Origin of the sequence: Tunturibacter gelidoferens (genome assembly GCF_040358255.1) — a bacterium.
Taxonomy (GTDB): Bacteria; Acidobacteriota; Terriglobia; order Terriglobales; family Acidobacteriaceae; genus Edaphobacter; species Edaphobacter gelidiferens.
The window spans coordinates 71,091-87,856 of sequence record NZ_CP132937.1; the positions used below are offsets into that span (position 1 = coordinate 71,091).

A 16,766-nucleotide genomic window follows, 5' to 3' on the forward strand; every position below is an offset into this window, starting at 1 on the left:
AGCTATATCGCTTGTTGCAAGGAGATTTGGGAGGGGAAACTAGGAATTTAGCTCAATTTGCTTGGAAGAGGTCAATTTGTCCGTTTTGCGACTTCCATTCCTCGAAAGAGGGAAGAACGAGACCGTCGCGGATCTCTTTCATGATGAGCTGCAGTGCGAGGTTCCGATGCTGGGCAGGAAGTACACGCCGGAAGAACGTGTCGCCTTTGCTGTTTTTCTTGATGACTTCGGAGAGTTTAGCTTCGAGTTCGTCGCCTGAATAGCGTTCCGCCAATGCTTCTTGACGCTTGCCGTCTACCCAGCGCATGTAGGCCGCTTCCAAAGCCTGTCGGGCCTCTTCCTTAGCACGGTCGCGTTCAGCGGCTTGCCGCATCACTTCGCGCCGGCGGCTGCTGATGAACCCAGCAGGGACGGGAAGATCTTTCTCCAGCGAGTAGATGATAAGTCCGGCAGGGTTCTCGACGCCGTTTCGTTTACCAGAATTCATCTGCGATTCGAGGTACTCGACCGTATCGCAGACCAAGTCAGCGCCGAAGCGCTCGACTAACGCCAAGCACTTCGCGGGCAAGATGCCGTGTCTCTTCAAGAGCTGGATTGCCTCATCTTCCGGAGAGGAGGGAAGCTTCGACACTTCTGATTTAGCCGCTGGCAATTCTTGCTGCTCCGGATATGACTCACGTAGAACGCGCATCAACGCAGGACCAGGCGCAAGTACGATTTTGTACCCATCTTTGCTGGACATGGGCTGCACGTCCCATTTGTCGAGGTACTTGATGTTCACGAGCTCATTCAGCGCGAGACCCATGGTCGATTTGATCTTCGACAGATGAGGGTAGACCTGCACGTTGAGCAGATTGCACAGCTCGGCATAGTCTTTTTCGACCTGCCTCCCCTGGCTAGCATGAAACCAGAGATGCAGGTTGCCAAAGATACCCTTCGCAGTCGGCCGCGTGAGCATCTTGTACGCATTGAAATCTTCGGGGATGACGTACCGCTGATTGAGGTTCTCGATCAACCACTCTTCGAGCATCACCTCGTAATGTTCCTGCCTATCCGTTCCGTTGAGATTGCTCTCCCCGGTGCGCTTAAACGAGCGGAAAACGTGCAGCACTTCATCCGAGTAGACCTTCTTCGCAGCGCGATAGACCACCTTTTCCGAAGTAATCGTGGTATCGGTCATGCGCTTACCCCAGCGCACAATTTCTTCGTAGATTTCTCCGTTGCGCGACAGGCCCAGCTCCTGAATCATGCGATAGCCGCTAAAGCGGATCGGATTCGCAATCTGGCCAGTTTTGATGCGCTCTTCACTGAGTATCTTCAGCAAAGCAATGAACTTGTCTCGATCTGTCGTAGAAGGAAGTCCGAGCTGCTCCGAACCGCGGAATTCAGCCGCAACTTTGACTTTGTGCCCATTTCGGAAAACGACCTGCTCGATGCGCCGTGATGTGCGATTCTTGTCGCGTGAGTCATTGGCGCCAAAGAATCCGATCGACAGGAGATTCTTTTCGAAACGAACCAAATCAGGATCAACAGCAACAGGCAACAACGGTGCTGAACGTTCCGTTTTGTGGGCCAGTGATTTTGACATCGTGTGAACTGTTGTTGCTTGGTGAATACTATAAGAAAAGCAAATACTTTAAAACGCTTTAAGTACTGTAGGCTTTCGCAAGTGGCTGTTGTGCCTACGTTTATACCCTAATCTTTGCCAGCGCACCTCTCTATCTTTGCCAACGCACCTCTCTAGGGCTGCCAACACACATCTCACAACCTGTGCCAGCGTTCCTCTCGCTTAATGCCAGCAGACCTCTCTATTCTGCCAGCGAGCCTCTCTATTTGCTGCCAGCGGACCTCTCTACGCTGTTCTGGCTGCCAGCGGACCTCTCTATGGTGTTCCCAAATCCAATCGGAACCCGTCTAGGGCACCTCAAGACCCACTTTTTGCCAGCCAACCTCTCTAATTCGGAAGTTTTGACACCCCAATTCAGCGAATTTCAACTGGGCGAGAGGTACGCTGGCAAAAACACTGAAGGGTAGGTGTGGAAAATGCAACGGAAATGATGCAAACAAATCATTTAGGTCGTGGGCGTGCCAGTCAACCTCTCTATTAATCGCCTTGATTCCACCTAGAGAGGTTGGCTGGCACAACGAAGAACGAGTGATACGTGATTTCGCAGCAGGCACTGAGGACAAGGGAGCTTCCTACACACAAATATGTGTACATCTTCGATAAGATGATGCCATGTCGCGAGCCAGCTGGGGCAAAAGGATTCTTGCAGTTATCGGTGTCACCCTCGTAGTCCTTGGAAGCACTTACTTTTACCTGATCTCACCGCACCACAGCTCCGCTCCCCCTGAGTCAGCAGAAGGCTTGCTCGACAGGGCCGATACCTTAGCATGGGGGAATCGCTGGGCGGATGCACAGCCTTTGTACGCGAGAGCGCAGCATCTGTTCGACGCTCAAAAGCAACGCTCCAAAGCGCTGTATGCCGAAGTGAGCCAGGTCCCACCAGACGAATCGGGAAGTGTTCCGGGCAAAATCTTCCAACTGACCCAAGACCTGGGAAGCCCTGCAGCTCAGGAGGCCGAAACCAGACTCCGTATTCTCACAATCCGGGGAATGCTGGAGACGAATTACGACGCGGGACAGGCACGGTCTACATGGGAGGAAGTAAAGGCGCTGGCATTGAAGCAACGCCATTTCGAACTTGCATCACGAGCTGAAGGCGAGCAGGGCATCGCGGCTTTTATCCTTGGCGACACCGATACAGCTAAGAAGCAGGTTGTGCGAGCGTGGGGACTTTCAAAAGTCGAACACGATCCCGCCGCGACCGTCCGCTATGCAAGCGTCTTCGGAGCTGGACTCGTGCAGCTTCGCCGCTTTAAAGAGGCGCTTACTCCGCTCGATCAGGCAATCAAGATTGCAGAGTCGAATCCAGCTCTCGCATACCCAACGATAGCTGTTTACGCGAAGATCGACGCGCTTGCGGGATTGAAACAGTACGATTCAGCTTTGGCTCTTGCCGACGCATCTCTCTCGCGGCTTCAGGGAACCATTTACGAACAGCATAAGGCGCAGGTTTACATCTCTCGTGGCTCCATCAACCGAGAGCGAGGAGAGTGGAACGCTGCGATCCCGGATTACAAGCAAGCAGTCACGATTTCAGAAAAAACCGACAACTATCGCGGGGTAACGGATGCAGGAGGGTTGCTTGCTCAAGCCTACGAGCACACCGGCGACCTTACCGCAGCTTTAGGCGCGATCGACGCGGCCATTGCAGCGAACACCCACATTGCCGACGAGCTTTACCTAGTTCCGCGCAATCTCGCAATCAAGGCTGAGATTACTGAGAAGATGGGCCACGCCCAGGAAGCAGACACTCTTTATCGAAAGAGTATCGCCCTGGTCGATGAAATGATCCAGCACGCCGCGACAACGAACATTGAACGATACTTACTTGCGGAGATGAGCGATGTTTACTCGGGCTACTTCGCTTCTCTTTGCGCTCAAAAGCACTACGACGAAGCATTACAGATGCTAGAGAAAGTGCGGGGGCGTATCGAAACAGAGGCACTTGAACACCACACGAGCCAACCCGTTCACGCGCTCACGCCGGAAGAGAGGGAACTGACGGAGCTAAACGTCGCCCTTATCAACACCGACGACCCCGCTAGAAGGGAAGCGCTCACGAGCGCGATCTACAACACTGAGCTGAGGATCAGCCCCAGCGCGCTAACGCAGCAGACCATCGCGCATCCAGTTCGTTTGTCGGAGTTGCAGCACAGCCTATCGGCAAACGCCCTACTGATCGAATACGTGCTTGCAGAACCCAACTCCTATGCTTTCGCCATCACACGCGAGACTGTGACGCCTTACCGCCTGCCTTCCAAGAGCGTGATTGAAGCAGACGCCAACCGCTACAGGAAGGAAATTCACGAGCAGAAGGAAGATCGAGCTCTCGCACAGCATCTCTTTTCGGAGCTAATGGAGCCAATCAAGCAGTACAGAGAAAAAGCAGATCTTGTGATTGTTCCCGATGGCTCACTTCATCTTCTGCCTTTTTCGGCGCTTGCTGATAACACCGCTTACGTCCTCAAGACACATACGGTGGACGTAGCACCATCATCCACGGTCTACGAGCTGCTATCGAGACGCAGCGAAAGCAGGGAAGCGGTTGCCATGCCATACATCGGTGTCGCTGCCTGGACTCAGCCTGCCGACACTCGGAATCCCGTTTTACGAGCTGTAAACGGACCTCAACGCAGCCAGCTTATCCCGCTCCCAGACAGTAAGAAAGAAGTGGAAACAATTGCGGGCGACCTACCACATCCAAGCACGATCCTCTTAGGGGCAGACGCGACGGAATCGCGTTTCAAGCAAGTCTCGATGGAGACTACGGAGGTTGTACACCTTGCGCTTCATGGGTACGCCGACCTGGACTATCCCGACCGATCAGCGTTGGTATTCGCGCCGGAACAAACAACCAGCACAGAGGATGGCTTGTTGCAGGTGCGCGAGATCCGCGGCCTCCATTTGAAAGCGAAATTGGTCACTCTCTCAGCCTGCAATACCGGTGTCGGGCCGGTTGGAGAAGCGGGTGTAGCAAACCTTGTGAATGCCTTTATCGAGGCAGGGGCCGACTCCGTTGTGTCCACGCTATGGGAGTTGGAGGACCACACCACCGAACACCTGATGGCGCAGTTCTACTCACAGCTCGCAAGCCACCAAAGAAAGGTGGATGCCCTCCGTGCTGCTCAAATGGAGCTGCTGGACAAGGGCGTGCCGCCGTACTATTGGGCCAGCTTCCAAGTTGTCGGAGACCCAAACGGGACAATCTGATTAGGGCGACCGACAATCCGTCCATCGCGCCTCAATGACAGAATTGTCGTTGGCCTGAGGGCACGGCTCTTGCCGCGAAGACATGTTTTTTGTATTCTCCTGTCAGTCATTGAGGGGAATGCATGACCAAGTCCACCGAATTGCTCCAAGGCACTGTCGATTTACTCATCCTGAAGGTGTTGAGCCTGGAGCCGATGCACGGCTGGGCTATTGCGCAAAGGATCAACCAACTCTCAAAGGAAGTTCTGCGGGTGAACCAAAGCGCCTTGTATCCCGCTTTGCACAGGCTCGAACATCAGGCATGGATTGAAGCGGAATGGGGCGAGTCTGAGAACAATCGGCGAGCGAAGTACTACTCTCTGACGAAAGCGGGACGTGCGCGGCTGAAGGCGGAAGAGCAATCATGGGACCGGCTGTCAGCGGCGGTCCAGGTCGTCCTGAAAACCATCTGAAGGGGTTAACAATGCGCTTATTTCAGAGCCTGCGTCGGCGCCTGCGGTCTTACTTGGATAAGAATTCGAGCAATGTCCAGTTAGGCGAAGAACTGCAATTCCATCTGGAGCGGCAAACAGAGGAGAATATTGCACACGGAATGTCGCCGAAGGAAGCGCGGTCGGCGGCGAAAGCCAGTTTTGGAGACCTTCCCACAGCCATCGAGGAATGTTACGAAGCGCGAGGTGTAGCGTGGCTCGACGATCTTGCGCAGGATGTCCGCTACGGTCTACGAGCGATGGTAAAGTATCGCTCGTTTACAGTGGTGACGGTATTTACGCTTGCGTTGGGGATTGGGGCTTGCACGGCGATCTTCAGCCTGGTGAATGCGGTGCTGATTCAGTCGTTACCTTACGGGGAGCCGGATCGTCTTGTATATGCGTTTACGCCTAATCCTCTGTGGAATCTCCCGGGAGAGGTTTTTGGGCCAAGCGATGCCGATTTCTTTGATCTGAAGAAACAGAGTAGGTCTTTTTCGGCAACGACTTTGTTTGCTCAAACCACCTACAACCTTGCGGGGAATGATCGTGCGGAGAGGGTGGGCGCCGCCGAGGTGGACGCTGATTTTTTTCGGACGCTGGAGGTGGCTCCTGAGCTTGGCCGTGGCTTCGACCAGAGGGATGAGCAGCCTGGAAACGATCATGTCGCTGTTATCAGTCATGCGCTTTGGCTGACCGTGCTGGGTGGGCATGCCGATGTTCTCGGTAGCACGTTAAGCCTCGACGGTGTTTCTTACCAAGTCATAGGTATGATGCCAGAGGAATTTAGGTACCCGCAGAAGAGTGATCTTGCCTACGGGAATGGGCATGTCGAGACGACTGATGTATGGGTTCCTTCGGCTTTGACGCCTCGACAGAAGGCCGACAGAGAAGCCTCAAACGGTTATGCTCTGGCACGGCTGAGGCCTGGCGTATCAGTGCGCGAGGCGCAGGCGGAGATGGACACGATCATGTCGCATCTCAACCTGCTGCACAACCCGGACACGCGTGGATGGGGTGCCTTCGTGAAGCCGTTCCGAGATAGTGCACTGGGACAGGTGCGGCCTTTGATGTGGCTTCTGATGGGTACTGTCGGATTTGTAATGCTAATCGCATGTGGAAATGCAGCGAATCTGCTTCTGGCGCGTGCGGCTGCCCGTTCGCATGAGTTGGGTGTGCGTGCAACGTTGGGAGCAAGGCGGAGCCGGTTGATGCGTCAGATGTTGACGGAGTCGTTGATGTTAAGCGCGGCAGCGGGAACGGTTGGTGTCGGGCTCGCGTGGCTGTTTCTGCATGCGTTGTTGAAGCTCAATCCAGGCGATATTCCGAGGATGGACGATGCACTGATCGACCTGCGTGTGATGGGATTCGCCGTCTTTGTGACCATGCTAACGAGTGTGATTTTCGGGATGTTGCCTTCGTTGTCGGCCACTCGGATCAACCTCGTGGAGTTTTTGAAGAGCAGCGGGATGCGTGGAGTTGCAGGTGACCGGAAACGGGTGAGACATGGGCTGGCAGTGGCTCAGATCGCTCTTTTGGTTGTGTTGCTCACGGGTACCGGGCTTCTATTGCGGAGCTATGCAAACGTGCTTTCGGTGCCGACGGGGTTCTCTGCTACAACTGTCACGGCGAGTGTACAGATGAGTTCGCAGTACGGCAACGCGCATAAGCGCCGCGCCTTCTTTGGGGGCCTCATCGAGCGAATAAACTCGATCCCGGGCATGCAGGCTGTGGGAGTCGTGAACGAGCTGCCTCTTAGTAACTCGGAGAGTCTCGCGTCTCTATTCGTAGAGGGCTATCCGAACACTAAACAACAGCTCGTGGAAGAGCGTGGTATTACGCAGAATTATCTTTCGGCGATGCAAACTCCATTAGTCGAGGGCCGGGATATCTCCGACGAAGATGCCGCCGGAAATCGGTTGGTGGCCGTAGTGAATCAGGCCTTTGTGAAGAAATACTTTGCGAATGGAGATGCGATTGGCCACCGCATTCGCACCGGCGAGGGCGAAAGCGGCCCGTGGGTTACGGTGGTTGGAGTTGCGAAGGATGTTCGGTACATGAGCCTCGAGGCTGCCCCGGTCCCGCAGGTGTACAGATCCTTCTGGCAGATGGAGTGGAACGAATCGAATATCGTCGGTGCGTATGTTGCGGTGCGTTCATCGCTACCGCAGGATGGTGTCGTTGCTGAGATTCGGACAGCGGTTAAGGGAATCGATCCAAGTCTGGCTGTAGCAGATGTGCATACGATGAGTGAGTTAGTTTCTTCGGTTACGGCGCGCAGGCGGTTTCAGACTACGCTGCTGACGGTCTTCTCGGTTACAGCGATGTTGCTGGCGATGGTGGGCGTGTATGGGTTGTTGACTTATTCAGTGCGACAGAGGACGGGCGAGATTGGCATTCGGCTGGCGCTTGGTTCATCAAAGAACGGAGTGGTGCGGCTGATATTGCGAGAAGGACTTACGTTGCTTGGAATTGGACTGGTGATCGGTTTAGCTGTTGCATTGGCGTGTACGCGGCTGCTGACCGGGTTTTTATATGGAGTGCCGGCACTCGATCCGGCTACGTTTGCGATGGTCCCGATGTTATTGCTGGCGGCTACGATTGCGGCTTGTTTGATTCCGAGTTTCAGAGCGGCTGCTATCGATCCGATCAACGCATTGCGTCACGAATGATCGGATCGAAAGGGCGTGAATGCTCCAATGGCCGACAGACAATGGCGCGCTGTCTCCCATTCTCATGCAGAAACGATCATTTGCGCACGGATTTCTGTTCTGCGCTTCATCCTGCCATCAGTTCGAGCGCCTTTTGAAGCTGCCCGTCAACACCATTTCTCCGCTCCTGCCATGAGAAATCTGCAGCTACATCAGGCTCGATTGGACTTCCTTCGAGTGCCGTTCCATTCCAGGTGTAATAAGCTCCGGTGGGAAACGCCAACCGGAAACCGTGGCCGACCTTCACCGATGTAGCCGAAAGTAGGCGTCCGGCCGTTTTTTCACCAACAATCGTTGCGAGCTTATTTTCCTTCGCAAAAATCGTGACCATCTCGGCTGCACTCGCTGTATGACGATCCACGAGCAACACGATTCTTCCGTCATAGGGTTTCGGCCCCAAGCCTTCCGATTCCAACACAATCGGTGACTTGGTGATGAGTGCTGGCAGAAAACGCAGACCCAGCAGCCAGAGTGCGCCCTTCGACGTTGGAATCTTGCCCAAGCGCGGGAACCTGGCTTTCAGTGTGGCCAGATCACGCTTAGCCCAACGTTTGTTGGGAGCATAGCCGACCGGTACTCGGTTAGGAGTAATCAAGCTCATCAGGCGGAGAGCGCCAGCGCCACCGCCTGTATTTCCACGTAGGTCTACGATGAGCCTCCCGATATTTCCTAGCTTCGCAACGGCATCGGACATTGCGTTTGAGACCTCAACACCGATCATGCCCGGAAACATCGCAACTTTGAGGTAGCCGAGACGTTCGCCCAGCTTCTTTGATTGAACAAGCGTCGGCTCCACAAACTGTAGCTTCTTACCTTTCGGTTGCGACACATTGACGGAGACGGTTCGCTCGTTTCCATCGTTTGCAACGATGTTGAGGGTTGAAGTTAATCCCATAGGAAAGACGGGGTGCTCAGGCGGCACAATCTCTTTACCGTCTACCCGAAGTAGGATGTTCCCTGGTTCTATTCCGGCGAGTGCCGCCGCTCCTCCGTCATGCACATCTTGAAATATCCATCGTGAGCCGTAAGGCGTTTCGTCGAAGAGGTAAGTTGCGCTAAGGGCCGCACGGCTTGAAGCTCGCCGCGCAGTTCCATGAAAGAACCCAAGATGGGAGGTTTTGAGCACCTGGAGCAGCTCTGTCATCGCTTGCTCGAAAGCGTCCGGCGTCGCAGCAGATTCAATTGCGGCACGATGAATCCTGACCGCACTCTGCCAATCATGCCCGAGGAGTTCCGGTTTGTAGAACTTGGATTCCAGAGCCTTGAGAACACGCTCAAGAACTTCATGTTTCGCTTTGCCAGTCAGGCCCGATTCACGGCTAGGGGGAGTATTCATATCCACACACATATGATGCCGCAACCAGAGCTAATTAATCTTCAGCGGATAGTAGTACGTTCCGTTGTCAGTGCCGCGCACTGTCGCGAGGAAGTAGGCTCCTGGCTTGGCAGCTCGCAGATCGAGCATTACGTTCACCGAAACCTTTCCTCCGTCTCTTTCAACGGCATTCCCGGCCCCCGTTGCGATGATTTGGCTTCCAGTCTTGTCTTTGGACACATTCACGTTATAGCTGCCCACTTCGCTGAAGCGGGGAAGCACAACCGAGAGGTGGACGATCGCGGCAGGCAATGAGACCTCTTTCAACGGGGTTGTCTCATCTTCAGCCCCTCTCAGAGTGCCGCTATTGAAAAGATCAACCGTAGCGCTTACAGGCTGAGCAGAGGCAACCTGGACGTTCGGAGCGTCCGCTGAATGGTAGTGCCTAAATGCCACATAACCGCCGCTACACATCACAATCAGAGAGGCCGCCAAGGCCAAAGGAACAGCCCTCAGGCGCGAGGTTTTTGGGACTCGCGAAGAGTTGGAAGGCGTAACCTCGACGGGGCCAGAAATGGCTTCGGAGTTGGGCGTAGAGGCGACGGCATTCGATTCTTCCCAATCCAAGCGGTAATGCCGATACTCGGCATAACACTCAGAACAAGATCCAACATGAAGGCGGGCCGGATGCTCTGCCGGCAGCCTATCCTCAGCCAGGGCTTCTAGCGTTTTGTCGTCAGGACAGCCTTTTCGCTCGGGATTCGGAAATGTCTCAAGAAGGAAGTCCTTCATCAGATCCGGGTTCAATGACGATCTACCCTTTCGTCTCGCAAAATTGTGGTGAGCCGTGGCCCGGATCATCTATTTTGCGAGCACCAGTCAATGTGGAAGCTAAGCGCTCTTTGACGCGCTGGATGGCTTTCGCGGCTGCGGAGTAAGTCGTTCCCAACGCATTCGCGACAGTAGCCGGGCTCGTTTTATCTTGCAGGAGCAGAACGAGAATATACCTGTCCCGTTCATTCAGGGTTGCTTTTAGTTGTTCAAAGAGTATTTTACGGTCGATAGCGCCCTGAAAAGAACCACTCAGGCCGCCAATACTTTCAAGGTCGCGCCCAATCCCGGCGACTTGCTCTCTGGCCGCTCCACTCCTCATCCAGTCGCGAACTTTACCTTTGAGTGCGGAGTATGCGTAGCGTTGCGGTGAAATAAGGATTGCTGCTCGCTCTTGCATGCTGTGAGCTACTTCTTCAGCCCAGTTCGCAATCATCGCCGGATCGACTTGAGGGTAATCCCTCAGTACCCAATGGAACGACCGCTCCACGGCGGCTTCGACCTCTGCACAAACAACGGTTCCATTTGTGTCCACGAGATGTAAGTGAGCCCGAATCATTGGCAAGTCATCTCTGCAAAAAAACTGCTCAATGGTGTCAAAATCTGTCCCGCTCATCTCGCTTAGAGGGTAGAAGTCAAATTTACTACGTCTCTGTAACTGACTGCCAACATCGAGTTGCAGACTCAGTGGAAAGCGAGAGCTATTTCTTTGACGATTTTGATCGCGATTCGCCGCCCTCGACCAAGCCTAGACCGGCGACCAGTTCTTCGATTGGTATTTGAAAAACCTCGGCAATCCGAAGCAGAGTCGGGACTGAGAGACCATCGCCTTTCTCAATACGTTGTATCTGCGTCAAGTGAAAGCCATGCTGAACAACAAGTGCGCGCAAGGTCAGCCCGCGCTCCTTGCGCAACTGTTTGACTCGCTTACCTAAAGCCGCTGAGAACTTTTTGTAGTCGTATCGCAGCATGGAATCGGTGTCGATGTGGACCTCGCGCAAGATGATAAGAGCACACCGCAACCTCCCGGTATAGCGATCTCTGCAAAATCTTAGCAACCTCCAAAGCACACACACAAATGTGGAGATGCCTTATTGTGTCTTGTACACAAAATTGTGGATATGAAAAGTGTGTTGACACGATGCGGGAGACTCGCTATAAGTTGTGCATGGTGACACAAGTTTGTGGTAACACAGCAACGTGTACACGGCGGCGGAATGTACCGCGTGGCGATAGGGCTGTGGACCGCAAAGCCCAACACGAAAGGAGGACAAAAAACCGCTACATGAAGGCTCTTTTGAGAGCACAACCCATTTCCTTTACCCCGAATTCGCTTCACAAGGAGAAAACTTTGAACAAATCAATCGACTCACGCCTGGCGCGACGCTGGGTTCAGAAATTGTCCAAGAAGAATCTGCGGACATTCGGGCGAAGCATCGCACCGAGTCTGTTCGCCATTTCACTAACCTCACTTGCTCACGCTCAAGGCACGGTTGATTTTTCCGGTGCCACGATCGCGATGAACTCCTTCAAAACGTTCGCAGAGTACGCCGGAGCCGTCATCTGCCTCGGAGGTCTCATCTTCGCTGGCGTTCGGATGATGAGTGGTCGCTTCCAAGATGCGATTCCCGGTCTTTTCGGCGCACTCTTCGGTGCTGGCGTTCTCGGCTGGGGCGCTGGTTGGATCAGCTCTCTCACCGGCCAGACCGTTACCCAGTAAGGAGCCCAACCATGACCAAACGAGGGGAACCGTTACCGATCAATCAGGCGATGAACAGATCCAGAACAAAAGCCGGTCTGGAACTGACGACGTGGATGGTTATTGTCTTTGTCTCGATAACGGTTTTCCTCGTTGGTTTTCGCATTCTGGCCCTCATCAGCTTCCCCGTATTGGTAGCTGCTGCGTGGCTCACCGTCCGCAAGCACCCGAAGATGTTCGAGCTTTGGGGCCACAGCCTTTTCCAGAAGCCCTACTATGACCCCCGAAAAGAAAACTGAACTCAGACGCCATACGCCCTGGTACGCGAAAGCTGGAGCCGGTTGCAGCATCGTGCCGATTTCTCGTTTCGTGACCCCGACCATCTTCGCCCTGAAAACAGGCGGCTATGGATGCCTGTTTTCTTTAACCGGCATAGATGAGGAGAGCTTAACCGATCAGGAACTCGAAGCGCGAGTGCGTTCCATCGAGGGCGCACTGCGCGGATTGCCTGAAGGTTCCTGCCTCTATCAGTACGCCCGCGTTCTCTCAGGTTTTGAGATTCCGCGCCAAAAGAAGTACAGCAATCCCGTCACCGAGACATTTGTAAACGACCGTCTCGCGTTCCTAGAGCAGACAGCAGGGTTTCGCAGAATTGACCTGCATTGGTGTCTCACCTTCGAGCCGTCGCAGAAAAACCCTTTTGACCGAAAGCCCAATGAGAAGGCCGAGGATCATGCGCGGATGCTGTCGAGTCTTCAAAAGAGCGCGACGATCCTTGAATCACATCTAAATTCAGCGGTCGGCCTGCGGCTTCTCGACAAAGCCGAGACGTTCCCATTCTTTTCGTATCTCTTCAACCTAGAGCTGTGGTGCGAACACGACCGTCTCATCCGTGATACCGGAGTGGACCGACAGATTGTAAAGAGCCCTCTGTCGTGGCACAGTGACCACCTCCGAGTAGGGAAGCGTTATGTCCAGATGTTCTCCCTGATGAATACTCCAGAAATTTCAAGACCGTGTCAGTTTTCAGGCTTGATGACGCTCGACTGCGACAGTGTTCTATGCACGAGCTGGAGGCCGAAGTCGGCAGCATCAGCGCGATCGGAGATTTCGTCACAAGAAAAGTTCATCTCCTTTTTCAAGGTTGGCGTTATCGCCCGCGTGATGAGCGGTAGGGATACTGCTTCGCTGGAGACAGGGGCAGGTGCCAAAGCCGCTGAAGCCAGCGTGGACGATCTTAGTGAAGTCATCCGCTCTCTCGACAAGACCGCGCAAGGTGAATTCACAATGCGATTGCTACTCGCCGCCAAAAGCGTAGAGCAGCTTCGTGACACAATCCCAGCCGTTCACCGACTATTCGTTGATGCCCGCGCTCAAGTGATGGAAGAGACGCTTGGAAACCTATCGTCGTTCTACACGATGTTTCCGGGGAACCAGAAGTTCAATGTCTTCCCGCTGTGGTTAGGTGAGAACCACCATGCGCGAATGTCCTCTGTATTCGCCCCGCATACCGGGCACCCGTACTCGGAAGACCTTGACGCCGAATACCTGAACATCTTTGAGACGCGGACCCGTACCCCGTTTTTCCAAGATGCCTACGTGAACGGCGTGCGCGTCATGCTCATCATCGGACCAACCGGCACCGGAAAGTCAGTCCACGCTAACCAGATGCTTGCGTTGGAGCGGAAGTACGACGGTTTCTCTTACATCTTTGATATCGGCGGTTCATACGAGAGTCAGGTAGAGCTATACGGTGGCAAAGTGACCCGAGTTGGCAAGGATGGCCCCCGCGCCGCTCCTTTCTCGCTGGAACCGACAGAGAACAATATCAAATTCCTTTACTCGTTCGAGAAGCTGTTGCTCACCAGTGGCGGCGCGGTGCTGAGCCCGGAAGACGACGATGTGATCTACAAAGCAGTGCAAGGCATTTACCACCTAGAGCCTCACAATCGCCGTCTCTCAAATCTTGGTCTCCCGAAGCACCTTGATCGCTATATGGCCAAGTGGGTAGGGAAGGGTGTCTATGCCGCAATCTTCGACAACGTAGAAGACGAGCTTTCCCTTGGACGCCTTCAGTGCTTCGACTTCCAAGGAGTGAATAACAGTCAATACGCCGACCTCATCGAGCCGCTGATGGTTTGGATACTTCGTCGCATTGAAGATGTGCTCTACAACCCAGCAAATCTAGGCGTCCCCAAGCACGTCCTCATCGAGGAGATTTTCTCCAGCATGAAGAACAAGCAGCTCTTAGATTCGGCGCTCGCCTCTATCAAAACCGTTCGAAAAAACCTCGGCGGCGTGACTTTGATTGGCCAGTCAGCGAATGACCTGGGAGAAAACGCCGACAGCATCGTCAACTCTTGTACCTCTTTCCTTTTTTTGCCGGATTCCACTTTCAACCGGAAGCATTACGGCGAACTCTTCAAGCTCACCGACCAGCAACTCGATTTATTCGAGTCCCTGCGGGACCGTGAAGGGCTCTACGTGCGTCGCGACGGCTTGACTAAGGTTGTCACGCTCAATCTCGACAAGCGAAGCTACGCCAAATTCTCCACAAAACCAAAGGACCGGGTACGCCGGACCAAACTCATCGAGAAGTACGGACTCACCGAGGGCATCGAGCGGTTTGCCCAAGGAGAGGCTGTCTAACCGCTGCGCCACACCACTCCACGACAAGGAAAACACTATGAAGACCATCTCAATCCTGCTTATAAGTTCCGGCCTCGCGGTTGGCTCAGCCACAACCAGCCAGGCGGCCACGTCGCCAACCCTATTGCCCAGCGCACCACGTACTGTTGTCATACACGAGACGGAGACGCCGCCCGTTATCCGGGCTGGACTCCTTCAATCAACTCTCATCCTGCTCCCGGCAGAGGAAAAAGTTGCTACTGTTTTCGGTGGCGATACCGTGTCGTGGGTGTTCGATGGCGGCCACGTCGCTAGCCGATTCATCTCGATCAAACCAAAAGTCGCAAACACGACTACTGACGTGCATATCGTTTCCGACCACGGGAACGAATACACCCTACAGCTCAGAGAAGTATCGAGCGACGGTGATCCTCATTTCGATTCCAAGGTTTTTGTCACCCCAGGCGATCAGGCTGGTAAAGACAAGCTTGCAGCGATGCCTGTTTTTGTTCCCGCCGCTGAGTTGGACAAGGCGAAGCGGGAGGCCCAAGAAGCCGAGATACAAGCGGCAAACGAGCGTAAGGCTGAAGCAGCTAAGGCTGAGCAGTATCGCAGCCAATATCCCGGACAGCTCCACTTTGACTACATCTGGGACCAAAAGAAGGGTAATGAACTTGGCCTACAGCAAGTGTGGCGTGATGACAAATTCACCTATTTACGTGGTCACTTCCAAGAGACCCCTGCTCTTTACGAGCTGAAAGACGGGAAGGGAAGTCTGATCAATTTCGATTTCGACGAGGGACTTTACACGATTCCCAAATCTCTTTCAGACGGGTATCTCACCATCGGCAAAAAGCGTGTCGAGTTCAAGCGCACAGGAGGCAACTAGCGTCATGACCGATCCAAACCAGATTCCCCCAACCGTAAACGATCCCGGCCCCGTTCCTGCTCAGCCAGAGGCTACGCCCGCAATCAAGAAGTCGATGCCAATCATAATCGGGTTGGCCGCAGTCATCCTAATCATCGGGCTTGCCAATGTAGGGAACCTTTTGCACCACGGCGCAAAGGAAGCACCGCGGAGTGCGCTTCCGATGCGTCCTGCATCACCCAATGCTCAGCAGGTTACGAGTTTCGAGGCTCAGCAGCGGCTTCTTGCCCAGCGTGACGAGGCCGATCGAGTCCGTCAACAGCAGCTCGCCGCGCAAATGGCTCAGCTTCAGCAAGAGCAAGCTATACCTGGCCCCGAATCGCCCAACACGGCTCCCATGACGGCGGCACAGCGTCAGGCCATCTACGGCGATAGTCCGAACGCTCCTAAATACACCTCGAACACTTCGCAGGAGCAGGCCGAAGCAAAGCAGCGACAGCTCGCCCGTGAGAAGCAGCACCAAGACGCTCTCAATAGCGACACAGTAGCCATCGACTTTGCACATGGAGGAACGGCAGCCAACGGCACAACTACGCTCGCGGCCAACACTAATGAACCTCAATCGGCCAGCACTGGAGAAAACGTACCGCTAGCGGCTTCTGGCGAGGCCGGCAGCGGTAGCGCTGCGCCAGATACAAACAACGGAGGTCCAGGAGCGCTGCAGCAACGCCCAGCCGGTCTCAAAAACGTCGCCGCACAGCAATCACAGAAGAAAGACCCGATGGCCGCGTACGACTTCGACGGGTATCAAGGGCGGCTCTACCGCGTTTTTGAGGGAACAGTCTTCGAGGGAGTTGTGACCAACCACGTAGACGGCGGCCTTCCTGGCCCAATCATTGTCATGCTGACGACCGACTACTACTCCCACGACCATCAACAGCTTTTGCTACCGCAGGGGACCCGCCTCATCGGGAATGTGCAGAGTGTGGGAAGCCAGCAGCAGCGAAAACTAATCGTAGTCTTCAATCGCGCAATCTGCCCGGATGGATTCTCACTCGATCTCAATAAGTACATCGGTCTCGATCCCATTGGAACGACCGGCCTAGCTACCAACGTCAACAACCACCTCCTCAGCTCATTTGCCGCCGCCGCCGCAATTGGCGGTATGGGCGGCCTCGCGCAGATCGGCAACAACGGTAGCGTCCTCACAGCCGACACGCAGATACGCAACGGAATCTCCGAGCAGTCCGCTATGGAGGCCGAGCAGATATTGAATCACTTCCTCAATCGTCTGCCCGTGATCACAGTAAAGGAGGGTTCTCGCGCCCGCGTTTACATCAACCAAGACATATTGATTCCGTCCTACGCAGAACATCGCGTCGATTCAGCGCTGTAACAGCCGTTCCC

At 54.3% G+C, this 16,766-nt stretch carries 13 protein-coding genes; 8 read left to right on the plus strand and 5 right to left on the minus strand.

What is annotated here, in order from left to right:
• Positions 1 to 52: 52 nt before the first annotated feature.
• On the minus strand, positions 53 to 1,588 hold the full coding sequence (locus RBB81_RS00345) for a replication initiator protein A (RefSeq protein WP_353070759.1): 1,536 nt from the start codon (positions 1,586 to 1,588) through the stop codon (positions 53 to 55).
• 837 nt (positions 1,589 to 2,425) lie between these two features.
• Here RBB81_RS00345 and RBB81_RS00350 point away from each other — a divergent pair.
• The 3 genes from RBB81_RS00350 to RBB81_RS00360 all read left to right on the plus strand — a co-directional run bounded on the left by RBB81_RS00350 (position 2,426) and on the right by RBB81_RS00360 (position 7,979).
• Positions 2,426 to 4,837 (plus strand): CHAT domain-containing protein, encoded by a 2,412-nt coding sequence (locus RBB81_RS00350; protein ID WP_353070760.1) that lies wholly within the window; start codon positions 2,426 to 2,428, stop codon positions 4,835 to 4,837.
• Between the two features lie 122 nt (positions 4,838 to 4,959).
• A complete protein-coding gene (locus RBB81_RS00355; protein WP_353070761.1) occupies positions 4,960 to 5,289 on the plus strand; it encodes a PadR family transcriptional regulator in 330 nt (109 codons plus the stop codon).
• An 11-nt stretch (positions 5,290 to 5,300) separates the two neighbouring features.
• Positions 5,301 to 7,979, plus strand: a complete 2,679-nt coding sequence (locus RBB81_RS00360; protein WP_353070762.1) for an ABC transporter permease — start codon at positions 5,301 to 5,303, stop codon at positions 7,977 to 7,979.
• 106 nt (positions 7,980 to 8,085) lie between these two features.
• On the opposite strand, the gene RBB81_RS00365 is transcribed toward RBB81_RS00360, so the two are convergent.
• From RBB81_RS00365 to RBB81_RS00380, 4 genes are all read right to left on the minus strand, one after another.
• A complete protein-coding gene (locus RBB81_RS00365) occupies positions 8,086 to 9,354 on the minus strand; it encodes a S41 family peptidase (RefSeq protein WP_353070763.1) in 1,269 nt (422 codons plus the stop codon).
• A 30-nt stretch (positions 9,355 to 9,384) separates the two neighbouring features.
• Positions 9,385 to 9,660, minus strand: a complete 276-nt coding sequence (locus tag RBB81_RS00370; RefSeq protein ID WP_353070765.1) for a hypothetical protein — start codon at positions 9,658 to 9,660, stop codon at positions 9,385 to 9,387.
• A 487-nt stretch (positions 9,661 to 10,147) separates the two neighbouring features.
• A complete protein-coding gene (locus RBB81_RS00375; protein WP_353070766.1) occupies positions 10,148 to 10,780 on the minus strand; it encodes a sigma-70 family RNA polymerase sigma factor in 633 nt (210 codons plus the stop codon).
• 85 nt (positions 10,781 to 10,865) lie between these two features.
• Complete coding sequence (locus RBB81_RS00380) at positions 10,866 to 11,135, minus strand: helix-turn-helix domain-containing protein (protein ID WP_353070768.1); 270 nt, start codon at positions 11,133 to 11,135, stop codon at positions 10,866 to 10,868.
• 314 nt (positions 11,136 to 11,449) lie between these two features.
• On the opposite strand from RBB81_RS00380, the gene RBB81_RS00385 reads away from it, so the two are divergent.
• From RBB81_RS00385 to RBB81_RS00405, 5 genes are read left to right on the plus strand one after another with little or no spacing between them, the layout of a single operon-like run.
• On the plus strand, positions 11,450 to 11,884 hold the full coding sequence (locus tag RBB81_RS00385) for a hypothetical protein (protein ID WP_353070769.1): 435 nt from the start codon (positions 11,450 to 11,452) through the stop codon (positions 11,882 to 11,884).
• A gap of 11 nt (positions 11,885 to 11,895) precedes the next feature.
• Complete coding sequence (locus RBB81_RS00390; protein WP_183816635.1) at positions 11,896 to 12,162, plus strand: VirB3 family type IV secretion system protein; 267 nt, start codon at positions 11,896 to 11,898, stop codon at positions 12,160 to 12,162.
• Positions 12,140 to 14,512: a VirB4 family type IV secretion system protein gene (locus RBB81_RS00395; RefSeq protein WP_353070770.1), complete on the plus strand. Its 2,373-nt coding sequence runs from the start codon at positions 12,140 to 12,142 to the stop codon at positions 14,510 to 14,512. Before RBB81_RS00390 ends, RBB81_RS00395 begins: the two co-directional genes overlap by 23 nt.
• A 37-nt stretch (positions 14,513 to 14,549) precedes the next feature.
• Entirely contained in the window at positions 14,550 to 15,380 is an 831-nt protein-coding gene (locus tag RBB81_RS00400) for a TrbG/VirB9 family P-type conjugative transfer protein (protein ID WP_353070771.1), read from the plus strand.
• A 4-nt stretch (positions 15,381 to 15,384) separates the two neighbouring features.
• Positions 15,385 to 16,755 (plus strand): TrbI/VirB10 family protein, encoded by a 1,371-nt coding sequence (locus RBB81_RS00405; protein ID WP_353070772.1) that lies wholly within the window; start codon positions 15,385 to 15,387, stop codon positions 16,753 to 16,755.
• Positions 16,756 to 16,766 lie beyond the last annotated feature (11 nt).